17 protein-coding genes and 1 pseudogene are annotated in these 18,923 nt (G+C 39.6%); 9 read left to right on the forward strand and 9 right to left on the reverse strand.

The window, feature by feature from the left end; translation table 11 throughout:
* Nucleotides 1–302 precede the first annotated feature (302 nt).
* Nucleotides 303–2,126 carry a reverse transcriptase domain-containing protein gene (locus RMY32_RS02145; RefSeq protein ID WP_322713806.1) on the forward strand — a complete coding sequence of 608 codons (1,824 nt, stop codon included), beginning with the start codon at nt 303–305 and terminating at the stop codon, nt 2,124–2,126.
* A 146-nt stretch (nt 2,127–2,272) separates the two neighbouring features.
* Here the strand turns inward: RMY32_RS02145 and RMY32_RS02150 are convergent, their stop codons facing one another.
* Nucleotides 2,273–3,637: an ABC transporter ATP-binding protein gene (locus RMY32_RS02150; protein WP_322713807.1), complete on the reverse strand. Its 1,365-nt coding sequence runs from the start codon at nt 3,635–3,637 to the stop codon at nt 2,273–2,275.
* A 196-nt stretch (nt 3,638–3,833) separates the two neighbouring features.
* Here RMY32_RS02150 and RMY32_RS02155 point away from each other — a divergent pair, with 196 nt between their 5' ends.
* From RMY32_RS02155 to RMY32_RS02175, 5 genes and pseudogenes are all read left to right on the forward strand, one after another.
* Nucleotides 3,834–5,090, forward strand: a complete 1,257-nt coding sequence (locus RMY32_RS02155) for an FAD-dependent oxidoreductase (protein ID WP_322713809.1) — start codon at nt 3,834–3,836, stop codon at nt 5,088–5,090.
* Nucleotides 5,091–5,365: 275 nt separating this feature from the next.
* Nucleotides 5,366–5,935, forward strand: coding sequence for a single-stranded DNA-binding protein (locus tag RMY32_RS02160; protein ID WP_322713810.1), 570 nt, complete (start codon nt 5,366–5,368; stop codon nt 5,933–5,935).
* A gap of 252 nt (nt 5,936–6,187) precedes the next feature.
* Nucleotides 6,188–6,676, forward strand: coding sequence for a helix-turn-helix domain-containing protein (locus RMY32_RS02165; RefSeq protein WP_322713811.1), 489 nt, complete (start codon nt 6,188–6,190; stop codon nt 6,674–6,676).
* Between the two features lie 11 nt (nt 6,677–6,687).
* Nucleotides 6,688–6,873 carry a hypothetical protein gene (locus RMY32_RS02170; RefSeq protein ID WP_322713812.1) on the forward strand — a complete coding sequence of 62 codons (186 nt, stop codon included), beginning with the start codon at nt 6,688–6,690 and terminating at the stop codon, nt 6,871–6,873.
* Between the two features lie 10 nt (nt 6,874–6,883).
* Nucleotides 6,884–7,240: pseudogene (locus RMY32_RS02175) on the forward strand (transposase); the annotation flags it as partial.
* Between the two features lie 35 nt (nt 7,241–7,275).
* Here RMY32_RS02175 and RMY32_RS02180 read toward each other — a convergent pair.
* From RMY32_RS02180 to RMY32_RS02195, 4 genes are all read right to left on the reverse strand, one after another.
* On the reverse strand, nt 7,276–7,557 hold the full coding sequence (locus tag RMY32_RS02180) for a type II toxin-antitoxin system YafQ family toxin (RefSeq protein WP_322713845.1): 282 nt from the start codon (nt 7,555–7,557) through the stop codon (nt 7,276–7,278).
* Nucleotides 7,538–7,768 carry a hypothetical protein gene (locus tag RMY32_RS02185; RefSeq protein ID WP_322713813.1) on the reverse strand — a complete coding sequence of 77 codons (231 nt, stop codon included), beginning with the start codon at nt 7,766–7,768 and terminating at the stop codon, nt 7,538–7,540. Before RMY32_RS02185 ends, RMY32_RS02180 begins: the two co-directional genes overlap by 20 nt.
* A gap of 387 nt (nt 7,769–8,155) precedes the next feature.
* Nucleotides 8,156–10,204: an NACHT C-terminal helical domain 2-containing protein gene (locus RMY32_RS02190; protein WP_322713814.1), complete on the reverse strand. Its 2,049-nt coding sequence runs from the start codon at nt 10,202–10,204 to the stop codon at nt 8,156–8,158.
* Nucleotides 10,179–11,102, reverse strand: coding sequence for an NACHT domain-containing protein (locus tag RMY32_RS02195; protein ID WP_409882173.1), 924 nt, complete (start codon nt 11,100–11,102; stop codon nt 10,179–10,181). The genes RMY32_RS02190 and RMY32_RS02195 overlap by 26 nt, the downstream gene beginning before the upstream one ends.
* 142 nt (nt 11,103–11,244) lie before the next feature.
* Here RMY32_RS02195 and RMY32_RS02200 point away from each other — a divergent pair, with 142 nt between their 5' ends.
* Both RMY32_RS02200 and RMY32_RS02205 read left to right on the forward strand, forming a co-directional pair.
* The gene (locus tag RMY32_RS02200; RefSeq protein WP_322713816.1) at nt 11,245–11,472 is read left to right on the forward strand and encodes a hypothetical protein; all 228 of its coding nucleotides are present in this window, start codon (nt 11,245–11,247) and stop codon (nt 11,470–11,472) included.
* Nucleotides 11,473–11,994: 522 nt separating this feature from the next.
* Nucleotides 11,995–13,881, forward strand: a complete 1,887-nt coding sequence (locus tag RMY32_RS02205; RefSeq protein WP_322713817.1) for an ABC transporter ATP-binding protein — start codon at nt 11,995–11,997, stop codon at nt 13,879–13,881.
* 638 nt (nt 13,882–14,519) lie between these two features.
* Here the strand turns inward: RMY32_RS02205 and ureG are convergent.
* The 3 genes from ureG to ureE form a co-directional block, all read right to left on the reverse strand.
* The gene (gene ureG / locus RMY32_RS02210) at nt 14,520–15,116 is read right to left on the reverse strand and encodes an urease accessory protein UreG (RefSeq protein ID WP_322713846.1); all 597 of its coding nucleotides are present in this window, start codon (nt 15,114–15,116) and stop codon (nt 14,520–14,522) included.
* 100 nt (nt 15,117–15,216) lie between these two features.
* Nucleotides 15,217–15,909 (reverse strand): urease accessory protein UreF, encoded by a 693-nt coding sequence (locus RMY32_RS02215; protein ID WP_322713818.1) that lies wholly within the window; start codon nt 15,907–15,909, stop codon nt 15,217–15,219.
* Nucleotides 15,884–16,330, reverse strand: a complete 447-nt coding sequence (ureE, locus tag RMY32_RS02220) for an urease accessory protein UreE (RefSeq protein ID WP_322713819.1) — start codon at nt 16,328–16,330, stop codon at nt 15,884–15,886. Before ureE ends, RMY32_RS02215 begins: the two co-directional genes overlap by 26 nt.
* Before the next feature lie 116 nt (nt 16,331–16,446).
* Here ureE and RMY32_RS02225 point away from each other — a divergent pair, with 116 nt between their 5' ends.
* Nucleotides 16,447–17,016, forward strand: a complete 570-nt coding sequence (locus RMY32_RS02225; RefSeq protein ID WP_322713820.1) for a Uma2 family endonuclease — start codon at nt 16,447–16,449, stop codon at nt 17,014–17,016.
* A 38-nt stretch (nt 17,017–17,054) separates the two neighbouring features.
* On the opposite strand, the gene RMY32_RS02230 is transcribed toward RMY32_RS02225, so the two are convergent.
* Nucleotides 17,055–18,842 carry an ATP-binding protein gene (locus tag RMY32_RS02230; RefSeq protein ID WP_322713821.1) on the reverse strand — a complete coding sequence of 596 codons (1,788 nt, stop codon included), beginning with the start codon at nt 18,840–18,842 and terminating at the stop codon, nt 17,055–17,057.
* Nucleotides 18,843–18,923 lie beyond the last annotated feature (81 nt).

The raw sequence follows: 18,923 nt of genomic DNA on the forward strand, positions 1-18,923 counted from the left end.
AAAGCTGCATAGAATTCGATCCCCCCTAACCCCCCTTAAAAAGGGGGGAACCGGAAAAACATCTATCAAAGTCCCCCTTTTCAAGGGGGATTTAGGGGGATCAAGATATGTGCAACTTCACATTAAATTGGTATTAGATATTTGCAAAAACTATTAATTTCCGCTGTTGATCCTGCGGCGGCATATTTTAAAGGACAACGTATGTGCCTTTACTCATCTTTGGTTTGTCCCACGGTTAGATTGTGGGCAGTAAGTTGAAATATATTGCAAGTATCTAACCTTCCTATGTAATTTTGATGAGCATGGGTACTACTAGTTTAAGTTTGACAGAAGAAGAATTAAAAGAAAGTTTTTATCAACTAAAAACACGTAAAGATATTGCTAAGTTGTTGGAAATTAGCGATTATCGGCTGAGATACCACTTATATATTTATCCTCGCGATAAGGCATACACAACATTTCAAATTCCGAAAAAAACGGGTGGATATAGAACTATTTCAGTTCCGCAATCATGCTTAAAAATTATTCAGCGAAAACTGAATCAAGTTCTAAAATGTGTATATCAACCTAAACCTTCTACACATGGCTTTGTTGTTGGTAAGAGTATCGTGACAAATGCTAGAGAACATCTTCGGCAGCGTTATGTTCTAAATTTAGATATTAAAGATTTTTTCTCTTCTATTAATTTTGGTAGAGTTCGCGGTCTTCTCATGGCATCTCCATATAATTGTACAGAGGAAACCGCTACAGTATTAGCTCAAATATGTTGTCATGAAAATAAGCTCCCGCAGGGCGCACCGACATCACCAATTGTCTCAAATATGATTGCAGCTAGGTTAGACTCCCAGCTACAACGTCTGGCACAAAAGTATCAGTGTATGTATACAAGGTATGCTGATGACATCACATTTTCAACTTCTAGATCAAAATTTCCTGGACATTTAGCTTGGTTTTCAGAAGAACAAGAAAAGTTAATTTTAAGTGATGACCTCAAACAAATCATTGAGGGTAATGGTTTTATAGTTAATGAATCTAAATCGAGACTATACAGTAGATATAAACATCAAGAAGTTACTGGAATTACAGTTAACAATAAACTTAATGTTAAACGTAAGTATATTCGTCAAATTCGTGCAATGCTTCATGCGTGGGAAAAGTATGGACTTGATAATGCTCAAGCGGAATTCTGGAATAAGTTTGATAAAAAGTATTATTTTCATAATAATCAAAAATCATTTCAATATATTGTTAAGAGTAAGATTGAGTTTGTTGGCGCAGTTAGAGGTAAAGACGACCAAATATACTTAAATTTTTTAATATGGTTAAAACGACTTGCTCCTGAATTAGTAAGTGATAAAAAATTAAATATTAATAATATTGATAATTCGCTAGAAACTAAAAAATTATCTATTCAAGCTACTATATGGACTGAAGGTAAAACTGATATAAAGCATCTAAAATCTGCTCTAGAATGCTTAGAAAGCCAAGGAAGATTATTTGATTTTAAAATTGATTTTAAAGACGACTTAGATCCACAAAAGCAAGGCAGTAGTGACTTGCAGCAAATGTGCAATCAATACTGTAAAACAAAACAGTCTCAACCTATAATTGCAATTTTTGATAGAGACGAACCAGGAATAATAAAAAATGTACATAATGAGACTGTAGGATTTAAGCACTGGGGAAATGGAGTGTACTCATTTGCCTTACCAATACCTCGACATCGTAAAAATGATAGCAGTATTTGTATTGAACTTTACTATCAGGATAAAGAAATTCAAAGGCAAGATGCTGATGGTCGAAGATTGTTCCTCAACAACGAATTCAATTCTAGAAGTGGTAGACATATTGAACAAAATTTACACTGCAATGATAAGAATAAATTTCAATCTAAAGAATTAAAAATTATAGATAATGATATCTTTAATGAAAAGCATGAAAATGTTGCGCTATCTAAAAATCAATTTGCCGAGAATATATTTAATAAAAAAGAAAGTTTCAATGATTTTGATTTTGGAGCATTTGAAGACGTATTTCTAATTATAGAAAAGATTGTTCTACATTACTCTCAGCAATTAGAGTTAAAGGAAAGTAAAAAAACAGACGAATCCATGACAAATAAATAAGATAACTACCCTAAATTAATATTTTAAAGCCAATGTCCCGTAAAATAATTTTTATGCGGCATTGGCTGGCAAAAATTACAATTACCTATAATTTAATTACCTAGTTTTAAAAAGGTAAATTTGGCGATTGTTTTTTAGCGTGTTTTTTAGGGAAATATCGCTAACTCAGTTTCCGGATCAAAAAAGTGAATTTTCTCTGGAGTTAGCGATAACCATAGTTGCTCACCAGCTTTTACAAATCGGTCTGGTGGGATTCGCACTTGCAAGGATTTAGCTGTAGTGGCTCTTTGAGATCCTGGTTCGGCAATCTTAACAGCAAGAAAGGAATCGTTACCGAGATTTTCTACCAAATCTACTTGCACTGGTAGATTTTTGGTGGCAGGCATACTCAAATTCAAGTGTTCTGGGCGAATGCCTAAAATTAAAGTTTTTCCATCATATTTTTGTAAAGCTTTTCCCCAAACTTCTGGCAGAGTGAAACGCAATTGCGAATGAGTAATCAACTGCGGAGCATGAAATTCTACAGGAATAAAATTCATCGGTGGCGAACCAATGAACTCTGCTACAAAAAGGTTGGCAGGACGATTATAAAGTTCTAAGGGAGATGCAACTTGCTGAATTTTACCCTCAGACATAATCGCAATACGATCGCCCATTGTCATCGCTTCTGTTTGGTCATGGGTAACGTAAATCGTCGTTGTCCCCAGTTGGCGCTGCAATTTGACAATTTGGGCGCGGGTTTCCGCTCGTAGTTTGGCATCTAAGTTAGAAAGCGGTTCATCCATTAAGAATACTTGCGGGTCACGTGCGATCGCTCTTCCCAATGCAACCCGTTGTCTTTGTCCCCCAGATAGTTGTTTGGGTAAGCGATTCAGCAATGTTTCGATTTGTAACAGTTGAGCAACACTACGCACCTGTTCATCCACCGCCCGTTCTTTGTCAGAAGTGTAGCGCAATCTTTTAGGTAACTTTCTGGTCGCTCCTACAAAAAGATTTTCCGCCCACGTCCGAAAATAAAGAGACGAGGAAGTATCTCCTCTGCTCGACGGCAGTTGCTCCTGGGGGAAACCCCCAAGACCGCACTGCCTCCCCTGCTCCTCTGCTCCTCTGCTTTCCCTGCGGCGCAACCCAAAAGCGATGTTGTCATACACCGTCATGTGAGGATAGAGGGCGTAATTTTGAAACACCATTGCGATGTCGCGTTCCTTGGGTGGTAGGTCATTGATTAAGCGATCGCCTATCCAGATATTACCGCCAGTCATCACTTCTAACCCGGCGATTAACCGCAGCAAGGTACTTTTACCACATCCAGAAGGGCCTACCAGCACCATAAATTCACCGTCTGCGATCGTTAGATTAATCCGCCGCAAAACATTGACACTTTCCGCCCGTTCTTGGGCTACATCGATTTTTTCCCCAGGCGTGAGGGGAGATTGGGTTTGTGAGGTAACACTTTCCCCTTTACGCGAGGAAAAACTTTTATAAACGTTTTCTAAAATAACTTGGGACACAACTAATTATTGTCGTTGGGGATTGGGCATTGGGCATGGGGCATGGGGCATTGGGCATTGGATTTGGACTAATGACCAATGACAGTTTAGCGCCCATCATAATACACCTTCGGGGTAAATACGAAAAGTTAAAAAAACAGCTTGCAGTATCAAAAGCAAACTATTCTAAATTTTAGGGCTATCAAGAGGTGTTGTGATGACTACCGATGTACCTAAAAATCTTTCCCAAGACCCAAGTATTAATCCTGTCCATGACATTGTAGATGTACAAACTACAGATTGTTGCATTGTGGGTGGGGGACCAGCAGGAGCAGTATTGGGGCTGTTGTTAGCGCGTCAAGGCATTTCGGTGATGCTGCTGGAAGCACACAAAGACTTCGATCGCGATTTTCGCGGCGATACAATTCATCCATCGGTGATGGAAATTATAGAGGAATTGGGATTAAGCGATCGCTTGTTAGAACTTCCCCATACCAAAATGCGCCAAATTAGTATTCAAACTCCTCAAGATACTCTCACATTCGCAGATTTTAGCCATCTGAAAACCCATTATCCCTACATTACAATGCTTCCCCAGGTAAAATTCTTGGAGTTCATCACCCAAGAAGCACAAAAATATCCTAGTTTCCATCTAGTAATGGGTGCGAATGTGCAGGAATTAATTAGTGAAAATGGCGTGATTCAAGGTGTCCGCTATCGAGGAGGCGGTGGTTGGCACGAAATTCGCGCAATACTGACAGTTGGTGCAGACGGTCGCCACTCACGTTTACGCCACTTGGGTGAGTTTGAATCAATCGAAACTTCGCCGCCAATGGATGTCCTCTGGTTTCGCCTACCGCGTCAGCCAGAAGACCCTGAAGGGGGAATGGGGCGCTTTGGTCAAGGTAAGCTAATCGCCATGCTTGACCGTGGTGATGAGTGGCAAATTGCCGATGTTATTCCTAAAGGAGGCTATCAACAACTGCGGGCTGCGGGTTTGGAGGAATTAAAAAAATCGGTTGTGGAAGTGGTGCCAGAATTCCAGCAACGCATTCAAAATTTACATGACTGGTCACAAGTAGCTTTTCTCTCAGTCGAGTCCAGCCGCGTCAAACGCTGGTATCATCCGGGACTATTACTGATTGGTGATGCAGCTCATATAATGTCCCCTGTTGGTGGAGTCGGCATTAATTACGCGATTCAGGATGCTGTAGTCGCGGCGAATGTACTTAGCAAACCGCTCAAAAACCGACAAGTACAACTGAGTGACCTAGCAAAAGTACAACGTCAACGCGAGTTGCCTACACGCATTATTCAGGCGTTTCAAACTTTGATCCAAAAGCGGGTATTGGCCCCGGTTATCACCTCAAATCGCACCTTTGCACCACCTGCATTTTTGCGCTTACCCATCTTGCGCGATCTTCCAGCCAAGTTGATCGCCTTGGGTGTTTTTCCAGTTCACGTCAAGGCTTAATTTTTGCCAAAAATTTTTTCTATTTAATTAACTTAGTGGTACAATTATACTACTCTTCTATGCAGAATTGAATGCTCAATTTAGTCAAGCGAGGGTGGCGAACGGTATACTCAATGCTGTTCAAAGCGATCGCTTGGCTTTTATGCTAGAAAGGACTAAAAACTCACGCATTATTAAAAAATGCAAACAATTAAACATATTTAGATATTAATTGGCACTACATAGAAAAACCCCTCTTTTTCAATCAGTACTTTTTGCAGTCAGGAGTAATTTTAATGAACAGCTGCGTTTTGATGGCGGAAATTATGAACGAGCCGCAACTCCGTTATACAGCAGATAATCTGGGAGTCACGGAAATGCTGGTGCAGTTTCCCAATTCCCAGAAACCAGAAGATCCCCCAGCTACCTTAAAAGTTGTCGGCTGGGGGAATTTAGCGACAGAAATTCAGCAAAATTACCACCAAGGCGATCGCGTCATCCTGGTAGGGCGTTTAACTATGAATACTGTTGCGATGGAAGGTTTTAAAGAAAAACGCGCTGAATTGACAGTACAACAAATTCAATCTGTTGGAGGTAGTTTTAATACCGATCCATTGCCCTCAGCAACCGCAACTCCATCATTCACTGAAACCGCTCCACGACAACCATCAGCATCTCGTCCTGCACAGAAAGAGGTTCCCACTTACGAGTCACCACGTCCAGCGCCTACTCCAGCGACAAATCCTGTTGGCGTTGCTCCCCAAGCGAAAACTTACGAACCCGTACCCCAACCGACAAATTATGAGCGAACCACTTATCCAGCAGTGAAAGAGGAAGAACCAGATCCAGATGATATTCCGTTCTAAAGTTGGTAGTTAAGCGTGTATTCAATTTGCTAACTAATGATTACGATTAGACAATTTCTACAAATAGCCATCCTTTAGGGTGTGCTATTTTTTTGTCTGCGTTGACGCTTTGCATCTAGTTATGAGACATCGCTTAGTTTAGTTATCGAGCAGTTATGGATAGAGAATTTTAATTTCTAAATCCTAATACCAATTCTGTATGAAGATGCGCCAAAATATGCGGTAGGTGCATTTGGTTAAAACTTTATGGGTATGAGATTACTTATTGAGATAAAAGAGAGCCAAGAAGAATTGGAAAAAGCCCTTAAACATGTCATACAAGCAAGTAGTAAAGAACGACTACAAATGCTCTACTGGTTAAAGAGTGGACAAGTGACAAGTAGGCAGGCGATCGCAGAACGTCTAGGACGTGACCAAGCAACCATAACTCGTTGGATGAGAAAGTATAAAGATGGAGGACGAGAAGGCTTACTGTCAGTGAAACATGCGCCAGGTAAAGAGCCGATTGTTCAAGGAGAAAATTTGGAGCGTTTAAAACAAAGATTGTCCGAGCCACAAGGATTTCATAGCTATAGTCAAATTCAACAATGGCTCAAGACCGAATTGGGACTCAGCATAAGTTATAAAACGGTGTATCAGTTAGTTCGCTATCAACTTCAAGCCAAACTGAAAGTTCCTCGTCCTCAAAGCACCAAACAAGACCCTCTAAGTCAGTCTCACTTTAAAAAAAACTTCCCCTAGCGCTGAAGTTTTTGCAGTCAGAATTTGGAGATGCCAAGCGTGTGAGGTATCTGTGTGAAGACGAAACTCGTTTAGGACTCAAAACAATTACTGGACGTTTAATTACTGCAAAAGGAATTAAACCTTTAGGACACAGCCAGTGGCGGCGTGAGAACTTTTATTTATATGGTGTCGTAGAACCGCAAGCGTGGCTATAGCTTTTTCTATGAGTTTCCTTACCTCAATGCTGATTGTTTCCAACACTTTTTAGAACTAGTGTCTGCTGAACTTGGTGATGATATCGCGGTTATCCAGTTTGATCAAGGCTCCTTTCACAAAGCCAAAACTCTTGATTACCCTGATAACATTATCCCGATTTTTCAACCTCCGCACTCTCCCGAACTTAACCTGATTGAGCGGTTTTGGGAATTTCTCAAATCGAAACTCCAATGGGAAAACTGTAAAACCCTTGCACAATTACAGCAGAAATTAACTGATGTCCTAAAAGTAATTACACCTGAGATGATTGCTTCTGTGACTTCCTATGACTTTATCCTTGAAGCCTTATTTAGCGCAGCTTCATAAAGAATTGGTATAAGCTTCAGCCTCTATTTTATAATTTAATAAACTTCATCATGGCTGCCAATATCAATCAATAAAATAACCATTTCTAACAACTTATCATCCTCAGAGAAATTAAAGATAATTCTACAATCATAAGTAACAGAACAAGACCACAAACCCGCTAAATTTCCTGTTAATTTATGAGACTTCAAAGACGGTGTAAATGGATCATCTGCCAAAAGCCTTAATACATTAACAATTTGATTCTTTAATTGCGGGTTTTTCTTTGTAATCTTCCTAAAAGAGCGCTTAAATCCACTACTCCAGACAACTTCCATCATCATCTCCGAGTAAATCAGCGATCAAATCATCAACGCTTCCTCTATGAGCTGTCCCATCCTTAAAAGCCTGCATTACTTCCTGAGCATTAGCCAAAATTTCAACCCGCCGATTCTCAACTCGTTGCTGGCGAAGAAACTCAAATAAATACTCTCGATCTTCTGTGGGCAAACTTTCAATAGAATTAATAATTTCTTGTAAAGTCATCATAGAACCTTCTAATCAAGTAAATCCTACCTTTACTAATTCTATTTTAATCTCTATTTCCATTGCCTCAGCTTCTTACATTTTGTCAATTTTGGCAAAAATATGATGTGGCACAGCGGCGGCAAATATTTTTGGAGGCTAGAAGCAGCGATTAGCTATCGCTATTAGCTAAGGCATTGACTATGATGCTAGATTTGGAGATGTCTATCAAGAGAGGGGCTTGAGTTAAGGATTTACTGCCAATAATTTTTAGTATTAGCAGGTTATTTAAGTTAGCTTAAACTGAGAATTTTTGATTTTGGATTGTACATTTGATTTCAGTCTAAAATCAAACATCACTATATTATAAATCATTTAAAATCTCCTATGTTTACATTTCTCATTTATAAACTAAACTTTTTTATAAGAGGGGCTTTGCTCAATTTCAGCAATAGGCAATAGTAAGGTTCCCTCAATTTTCTCACGAATTAGGCGACTCATATAACAATCGCTATTAAGACAATCGACTAATAACTCATTACCATCATAATATTGATTTAATAGTTTCATTTGTTGATTATTGAATTGCCAATCATATCCCAAGTTACGGAAATCAATTATTAATTTACATACCCGATTTCTTAATTTTTTAGCCCAATCTGTCCCGTTCTCCAACCACCAGTTTTCAAACGATATTCCAAAAATACCTGGATCAGGCAATTGTGCTTTAACCTTTAATAATAAGTTAGACAGTAAACTATTAAGAGATAAGTTAGAATCGAACTCCTGTTGAGATTCTTGTTTTCTGAGTTCACTAAGCCGCTGCTCAAGAGTTTGGATCTTCAATCCAAGTTCTGAGTGTATCTTTTCAAAAATTATTTCATCTTCAACTTGTTCTATATCAATATTGGCTTCATCTAGTGAAAATTGTAACTGCCCCATTAATTCCTCAATCCCTTCTTTGTAAGAATCTATCTCCTCATTTATTTCTTCAAGTTCATCATTAATTTCTTCTAATGTATCTTTAATTTCATCAATTTCATTTTCTTCGGCTTTTAATTGTTCTTTTTCAATGTCTTTAACTTGTTTTTTTATGATTGCACGTTTTGCTTCAAGTTCTTCTATATCAGCCATATATCCAGTATTTTCAGCCTCGATTTCTGAAATACTTAAATTAATCTCTTGAAGTAAACTCAATTCATCTTCAACTGCCTCAATAGAAGTCAAAGTATCCAAATCATTAATTTCATTAAATTCTTGAAGAACAAGTTCCCCATTTCTGTTAATAGTGAGATCATTATCGATTGCAAAGGCAAGTGTTCGATCTGGATTAATAGTAGAACCAAAATCAAAATCTAGTTCTACAATAAGTTCTCGAATGTTTTCAAGGCTAATTGTTATTGTTTCTTCAAAAATTAAGTCTGTAGCAAGCTGTTTAGCAAAATCTATAATTTGATTAGTTACTCGTTCAAGAGACAATGCACGCGCAAGATCAAATGCGAGATAAAAGGCTCGAACAGCTGATGGTTTATAGAAAGAGCCTATTTTATGAGACTTTTGGCTTATCCAGTTTAAAAAGTTTTGTAAATCTTCATCATTCTCTATAAGACTATCAATATTTCGTTTCATTAAACTCAACAAATAATCTGCATTACGAAGCATCCCTACAGTTAACAAAAAAACTTCACGCCAACGAGGTTCGATGAAGTGGCTACTTAAATCCTTTAAAGCTTTTTCTAAAGGTTCTAACCCAAAAACTATCTCTCGTGCGGTGAAATACTCATGAAATGTTAAATGGGAAAACGAGTAAATTCCGCGTGCGCGTTCAGTTAACAATCCATGTTGAGCTTCAATGGATTTTAGTATTGCTTCGCTATCTAGTCTAAGAGCTTCTGGATCAAGTTTTGCTTCGGGCAAATTCTGAATATAGTCAGCAATATATTGTTCTAGTTCTTTTTGTTTAAAGAAATAGTCACCTCTCTCAAAAGTGAGCCTTGCAATTTGGCTGAGTAGGTCTTCTTTACGCTGCAAGGATAATTGTTCATATATTTTATCCCGTTCAATATTACGTTTTGCATCCCATTTTTTCAAAAGAATATCTAAACCCTCTTTATAAAGTTCTGAACGATTAGAAGGAAAATCTGCTTTTTCCCCAAAAACTAAACATAGTAATGTCAGCAATAGAGGACTAGTTGCTAATTCCTGTATTGGTTCATTTTCTTTCACTTTTTGAATAAACTTATCAACTTTAATTACATCTTTAATTTGGAACCATTTTTTTGCAAAAGTACATATTTGATTGATGTCAAAATCTGCAACTTCTACTTCTGTAAAATGTTCAAATACATACTCTTTTGCTCCAATTCGACAAGTTATAACAAACCAATTAGTATTGAATTTATCGGAAAAATCTTTAATCTGTTTGATAATTCTACTAGAATCTATCCTCTCTAACTTCATCTAATCCATCAAGTAATATCAATCCTCTACCTTGGGTTAATATGTTTTCTACTTGATCAGGGGTAACATTATGTTTAGCAAATTGTAAAAAAATATAATCTAATAAACTTGGGTACTCTTTAGAATTTTTAGTACCAATTTTTCCTAATAGTTGATCTGTTTCAGCAAAATCTTTTAAAGTAATAAAAATAGGAACTTTATCAGCTTGGAAATCACCTAAATTGCATCGAATTATTAAATATTTCGAAAAAGTTGTTTTGCCTGCTCCTGGCTTACCTAAAACTACTAATTTTGAATATTTTTCTACAGCTTTAGTGCCAATTACCCGTTTTTCAGATATCCTTCCAAGACCAAATCGATCAAAATTAACTTGATTACAATTCTGTTGCAAGTCCGAAAGACCTAGACGACGACGGCTAATAATTCTTTCAAGGATATTAACATTTGTATATACCTCTTCTAACCCAATAGGTTGATCCATGTCCAGCACGCGCATAGTGCCGTACAACTTTTGGACGCTACTTCGTCTTTTCCTTCTGACTTTTGTAACTAAATCATCAATGTCAGAATTTTTATCACGATTGTTGTAACCTGGCTGTAGTTTAGTCTTATCGGGATCGATATTTTCTGGTCGCTGAACGATCTCATTCCAGTCCAAGTCTAGTCTGCGGCAAATATCATCAATAAATTTGGAGCGATCAATAGTTTCTCCCTTAAAGAATTTGCTAACAGTTGATCTAGCAATACCAATATCTTCAGCCAGTGCCTTCTGGGTTAAACACTCCTGGTTCAATGCTGCTTTTGCCCTGTCGATTCCTGCTTCTGAAGCCCTGAGTGTTCCTCGATTCATTAGACTTACCCGTATATTTATATGCTTCTTGTTGTCATCATTGCTCATTCTAAAATATCTTTTACAAGTCAGACACGAAATACGAACTCAGTTGCAAAGTCGGACAGATGCGCGGACAACCTCAGTCAGAGTAACGGACATCTGAGTAGGAAACTGAAGATAGTCAAAGTTTAACGAAGTAATTGTAATTATGAAACCTACTAGCTTCAAGCTTATCTTTCTAACAGTTGTTGGTATTACTCTCCTGTCAGGTGGTATATCTCTCTGGCTTGCCAGCCAACCCACGCCTACTAAACCCCAAAAAGGAATGTTTGAAACTACACAAAACACTTGGCTGATGGGAAGTGGAGCTATTTTCGGTTTGTTAGGTGGGCGTTCCGACTCCACTAAGACCAACAAATCCGACTCAGAAAATTAGCTCGAATAACTAACATCTTGCACTATTGTTGATAAGGTAGAGTGGGCATTGCCCACCCTATACAATAATCATGTTTTTAGACTTTGATTTTGGCAAGAAGATGGTGGTGCAAGATAAAAGTAATGACGATTTATAAAATACTGCTGTTCTATGGCAATGCTCACTGGAGATGTCAAATCAGGAAAACGAGAACAAGCACTGCAAAAGCATAACTTAACATTGCAGACTGGCAACGCTCCTTAACCAATTTACGGATTTGCTCTCCTTGCTGTTTTGTTCGTGGTAGCAACTTTCTGTAGTTAATGCTGTTATGTAAAGACTGGAACTCTGAAAAAAGAGGATACCATGACCCGATCGCAATTTGCCAAAGTCACAAGCAGTTCTATATCACAAATGCTTGTATATTGTGGAAGTATGTGATAAAACTGCCAAAAAGTGTAAATACCATAATTTACTTACATATACATCAAAACTCTTGCTAAAATCCAGATAATTTTAAGTTAGAATTCCTACCCAACTCCTATGAGAGAAACTGTCCTAGAGGTTCGCAATCTCCAAGTTGAATTTCCCGGTGATGGCAACACTGTCAGAGCATTGGATGGTATTTCCTTTGCGCTGCATCGAGGTGAAACTCTAGGAATAGTAGGAGAATCGGGGAGTGGTAAATCGGTGACAGCCTTAGCTGTGATGGGTTTGTTGCAAACTCCTGGCATAGTGAGTGGCGGTGAAATCTGGTTTCGTCCGCAGGAAAATGGCAACCCCATCGATTTGGTAACATTGCCTCCTGAGCAAATGCAGTTACACCGGGGTGGCGACATCGCCATGATTTTTCAAGAACCGATGAGTTCGCTTAATCCGGTTTATAACATCGGGTTTCAGCTAACAGAAGCGATTATGCGGCATCAAAATGTGTCAGCAGCTCAAGCACGACAAATTGCGATCGCAGGTCTGCAAGAGGTTAAACTTCTACCTAGCGATGAGGAGATCCAGCAGCAGTATATCGAAACTTGGCATCAAACCAACGCCAAATTATCTAAACCAGAACCATCAAAGTTGGCACAGTTGGTTAAAGAACACAAAGAAGCCATGCTGGAACGCTATCCTCATGAACTTTCTGGAGGTCAGTTGCAACGGGTGATGATTGCAATGGCAATTTCTTGCAACCCATTAATTTTAATCGCCGATGAACCAACCACAGCTTTGGATGTGACGGTGCAAGCGACTATTTTGGAGTTAATGCGAGAATTGCAGCAAAGCCGTGACATGGCAATGATTTTCATCACCCACGATTTGGGGCTAATTTCAGAAATTGCTGACCAAGTAGCGGTAATGTATAGAGGTAAAGTTGTCGAATCTGGTACTTCTGGGCAAATTTTCAGTAGTCCCAAGCATCCATATACTAAAGGTTTGATAGCTTGTCGCCCCACACTCAACCGCCGTCCCCAAAAATTACTCACTGTTTCCGACTACATGAGTGCAGAAGAGACGCCAACGGGACAAGTAGTAATTCAGCCGAAAGAACCCGCACAACCCACAGAAGTTACCAAAGAAGAGATTGCTGCAAGATTGGCAAACTTTAATGAGAAAGAACCCCTGCTGCAAATCCGCAACCTGAAAGTTAGTTTTCCAGTGCGTGGGGTGTTCGGTAGTATAAAAAGTTATAATATGGCAGTTAATGGCGTTTCTTTTGATGTTAAACCAGGAGAAACACTAGGTTTGGTGGGAGAATCTGGTTGCGGTAAAACGACCCTTGGCAGAACCTTGCTGCGCTTAATTGAACCGATGAGTGGTCAGATTATCTTTGAGAAACAAGATATTACTAGCCTCAAAGGAGAACGGTTGCAAAAACTGCGGCGGGAAATGCAAATAGTCTTCCAAAATCCTTTTAGTTCCCTCGATCCCCGGATGAAGATTGGGGACGCGGTAATGGAACCTTTGTTAATTCACACTGTTGGGAAGACAAAACAACAACGACGAGTGCGAGTAGTCGAACTTTTAGAACGGGTGGGGTTGAGTGCAGATGCGATTAACCGCTATCCTCATCAGTTTTCTGGCGGTCAACGCCAACGGATTTGCATAGCTCGTTCTTTGGCGTTAAATCCTAAGTTTATCATCTGCGATGAGTCAGTTTCAGCGCTAGATGTTTCAGTACAGGCGCAGGTATTAAATCTTCTCAAAGAATTACAGTCAGACTTTCAGCTTACTTATATCTTTATTTCTCACGATTTAAGTGTAGTGAAATTTATGAGCGATCGCATTTTAGTCATGAATCGCGGTCAAATTGTTGAAGAAGGGACAGCCGAAAGCATCTACCAAGAACCTAAAGAGGAATACACGCAAAAATTAATTGCTGCGATTCCTACCGGTAGTGCTGAACGGGTGCGAAGTCGTCATCAGAAGGCTTTATAGAAACAGAATTCAAGAGTCAGGAGTCAGAATGGGCTAAACCTTAGCTATCCGCTAACAGCATGAATTCTGTACAAGTGGCGCATAGCCAGGGGGTAGCGCAATACGGTTCGGTTAAAGGGGAAAGGGGAAAGGGAAAAGGTATTGGTTTTGAATACATCCTTTATCCTTTCCCCAGACCACACTCGATTGTGAAAAATGCTTATCCGAACCGTATTGGGGGGTAGCGAGTCTGCAAACATCTGAATAAACGGCGTTTTTGCACACCCACTAAATATGCAGATTTAGTTGTCTTGATTCTGACCAAATAATTACTAATTCGTAATTCGTAATACTCGCCAAAGGCGAGAAGCAAGCTACGTAATTCGTAATTAAAGAGGGTACAAGCCCCTAAATTTATTTATGAAGAACTAAAAAAAAGCGTAGCATCAATATTTCAAGCCCTCGGATTTATCCGTGGGGTACTAATTACGAATTATATCAAGTCCGGCTAATTAGTTATGATTACCGAATCTATGCAAAAACCCAAAAACCCTTCCCCTCTGCCCCCCTGCCCCTCTGCTGCCTTAATGATAAGTCTTTAACCGGACATGATATTATGGTGACTCCTGAATTCTGACTTCTGACTTCTGAATTCATTTTCAACAGATATTGGTGCAAACAAAGTTAATTACATCTGCAAGTCCAGAGTGAGTTTTTAAATTAGTAAAAATAAAAGGTTTATCGCCGCGCATTTTTTTAGCATCTCGTTCCATCACACTTAAATCTGCACCAACATAAGGTGCTAAGTCAGTTTTGTTAATCACCAATAAATCAGACTTGGTAATACCGGGGCCACCCTTGCGGGGAATTTTATCACCAGCTGCAACATCGATGACGTAAATTGTTAAATCCACCAATTCTGGACTAAAAGTAGCAGCCAAATTATCGCCGCCACTTTCCAAAAATACCAAATCCAAATCGAGAAAACGTTCTTCTAATTGTTCAATTGCCGCCAAATTCATCGAAGCATCTTCGCGAATAGCAGTGTGAGGACAACCACCAGTCTCTACACCCAAAATGCGATCGCTAGCCAACGCCTGAGAACGCACTAAAAACTGAGCATCCTCTTGAGTATAAATATCATTTGTCACCACCGCAACCTGATACTGCTCGCGCAACCCCTTGCACAAAGCATCCACCAAAGCCGTTTTCCCCGAACCCACGGGCCCAGCAACCCCCACTCGAAATGCATTCATTTTTATTTGTCCTTTGTCATTTGTCATTTGTCATTTTTTCTTCGTCACTGTTGCTTGGTACATGGTTATTGGGACTTAGTTTTTGACCAATGACCAATGACTAACTCCTAAACAACCTTGTATACTGCGTTTCATGCTGCATACTCGCCAGCGATAAACCCCAACTACAACAGGCGAGTTCATCGTCCTTCAACGCGAGAATTTCTAATGCCGCAGCACTGAGTAATGGTTGCAAATCTAGCAATAACTGCTGTCCTGTTGTTTGCCCAAGGGGGATAAGTTTTACACCAACAGTAATCAAATTACTTGCCCAACTGTGCAAATATCCCAGTAATGCGGCTTGGATGCTGATTTGCCAATGGGCAACGGCAATACCAAAAGCGATCGCATAATTGCAAGGATTACCTACAACATTGGCAATAGGCATAATCTGCGGTTCTAGTTTACCAAGTAATTGGATGAGCGATCGCCCCATCTGCCAACTAGAGGTACGTAATTCTTCTGTTTCCCTAACGGCAGATAACCACAGATTCCAACGGCATAGCGACTCAATATCACCTATTTTTACAGCTTGCTGCGATCGTACCATCACCGCCGCCTCTAACCGAATTGCCCCGTAGAGTAACTCTGCTTTTAACCAATCTTTGAGATGTGTGTGGTTAGCGATCGTACCATTTTCTACCAGCATTTCCAAACCTTCAGAATAACTATATGCTCCCACAGGCAAAGCGGGGCTAGCCAACTGTAAAATACTCAAAAGATGACTATCAGTGAGCATGATGGTGTTGTCCATAAGCTCCTAATTCTGGCTGAAACGGTAAAATTTCCTCTTTAACTTCTAACCCCAATTGTTCCAACATAGTACGTAAAACTGAATCTGAAGATAAGCGTAAATAAGTTGGAGTAATTTCTACTGGTACATGGCGATTTCCCAAATGATATGCCGCCCGTAATAACAAAAGTGATGTTTGGGCAAAAGCAGTCATTACTAGTTCTGGTTTAGCAGTAATTCTGATTAAACTGCTATGGGTTTCTTCTTGTAGAATATCGCCATTGTGTAAAACAGTTCCTCTGGGTAAATGTAAAAACACAACCTTACCATCTTCAGTTTCAAAACGATGACGGCTGCGGGTGCGTTCTTCTGCTGTCAGCGCCAGAGTAAAAGTAACCGCAGCATCGTAATTAGGTGGTTTAAGTTGAATAAATGTCAGCATACAGAGTTTAGCCTGAACTTTTGCTTTTCATTATGGTTCTAATTTAAATACAATATCTGCCTTGCTGGAAGAAAAGATAAAATTAAACAAAGGCAACGAGCCAAACGGGGACAATCATGAACCAAGCTATTGAGGGAGTACGCTGGACAATTCACGATTTAGAGGTTCTACCCGAAAACGAGTGGACGCGCTATGAAATTATTAATGGAGAACTTTTTGTGACTCGCACTCCTCACCGCCGTCATCAACAAGTTTGTGTTAAAATTGCCCGACAACTCGATGTTTGGTCAGATTCGAGTGGTTTAGGGGAAACAATTGTGGCTCCGGGAGTAATTTTTTCGCAAGCAGATAGTGTTATACCAGATGTAGTTTGGGTAAGTCGAGAACGACTGGCGCAAATTGAAGATGAAGCGGGACATTTGACAGGCGCACCAGAGTTAGTAGTAGAGGTTTTATCCCCTGGTAAACAAAACGAATTTCGAGATAAAGAAGCAAAACTGAAACTATATTCAGTTCAAGGCGTGCGTGAGTATTGGATTGTCGATCGTTTTACTAAACAAGTTAAAGTTTATCGGCGAGAAAAAGCACAGTTGGTTTTAGTTGCTACTTTGTTAGGCGATGATGAAATCACATCGCCAATTTTACCCGGATTTTGTTGTTCTATCCGTTTATTTTTTCCTGAATAATTGTAAATTTAAAAAAATATTTATAGTAACAAAAAGGTTTAATTAGCAACTTCATCCTGTGGGCTACTAATTGGTAAGGTAAACCAAAATGTCGCCCCTGCATCCAATTCACTGTTCACCCCAATTTCGCCGCCGTGAGCATGGATAATTTGCTTACACAGATACAACCCTAATCCCAAACTTACAGAATTACCGATACTTGCACCCCGAAAGTAAAGGTCAAAAAGCCGATCGCTTTGTTGTTGACTAATGCCCACGCCGTTATCACTAACAGTACAATAAATCATGCCATCCTGACGGGTAGCATTGATTGTCAAAAGCAATTCTGGGGGATTATGTTTCAAAGCATTGACAATTAAGTTAGAAAAAACTCGCCATAGTTGCGTAGGATCGGCATTCACTAATGGCAAATCTGCGGACACCAGATTTGTCAGCTTGGCTTGATTTTGCTCTAGCAATGGCTCTAAATCTGCGATCGCAGCTTCGACGACTGTCAGTAATTGTACGGTTTGAAGTTGTAAAACAACACCTCGCACCTCACTGATATGAGTTTCCATCAACGAATTAATTAAGTTCAGTTGGCGATCGCTACTTTGAATCATCCGCTCTAAAATTGAGCGGGAAATCGTAATATTTTCCTCTGAACGGGCCAGCAAATTCTTCAGTACCATTAAAGTACCCAGTACTGGGTTGCGTAAGTCGTGGGAAACTGCATGGAAAAACACTCGGAGTTCTTCTTCAGTTTGCTTGCGCTGGGTAATGTCTTCAATCAAACCTTCGTAGTAAAGCAGTTTTCCTTGTTCGTCACGGACTGTATAGGCTTTTTCGGAAATCCAGACAATACTTCCGTCTTGACGATAAATTTGGGACTCGAAATCGGAAACGCTGCCATACTTTTCCATCAGGCGCACAAATTCTGCCCGACGGTTTGGGTCAACGTACAATTGTTCAATATCAGTAAAATTTGCTGTCACGTCGTCTACTAAAGAGTAGCCATAAATCTTCGCTAAAGCGGGATTTGCCGTAATGTAACGTCCATCGGGACTGCTTTGAAAAATTCCTTCAACGGCATTTTCAAAAATGCTGCGATATTTAGCTTCAGCAACCTTGAGTTTTTGGTAGGCAGATTCTAGTTCTTGGCGGGCGAAAAATTCAGAACGTTGCAGGCGATCATACAGATAAACACCGATGTCACATATAGTACAAAACCAGAAAATATATAAAATGAACGTTACATTATATATTCCTGGGTGGTCGGGGATTGGTGTTTTTAGCCCAAGTACTGTATTCACACCAAAATAGTAAATCAGCACACTCACTTGAGTTAGCAAGTGAAGAATCCAGCAAACAGGCATCAACACAGCTTGGCTCAAGAACAACAGCGACCAACCGATGGTATCGGGTAGTGCGAAACCTCTGATGGTTGCAAACAACTGCGACGCTAAACTAAGTGACCAAGAAGACCCCAAAAATAATAAATCTGGACGATGACGACCTAATTTAGTTTTATGTAAAGCAAGGCAAATAATTATAGTTGCAAGCATTGCAACATTAATTACCAGGCGTTGAGTTCTAAGTACTTCTGGCAGCGGCTGCAACTCTGCAAAAGGAAAAAACAGTCCGTAAATGTCTCGCAAAGTAAAAGACAATAGACAGATCAGCGCCAGCCATAACCATAAACGTAATCTTTGCCACAAAAAACGATTACGCCAAACTCTGTAAAGAGTAATGATTTCATCTGTTGTTGGTGCAGAAAAGGTTTTTCTCCACCACCTTTGCACTGTTGTCAATGGAGTAGCCATTAGCATCCGAGCAACTTTGCCCATACCTTGAGGGTGTTTCCCTTACTTAATAGACTTCTTGGCATTTGTCGGGAAAAGAGAAAGGGGCAAAGGTAAAGGTTTTGT

It is taken from the genome of Nostoc sp. ChiSLP03a (genome assembly GCF_034531215.2).
GTDB lineage: Bacteria > Cyanobacteriota > Cyanobacteriia > Cyanobacteriales > Nostocaceae > Nostoc.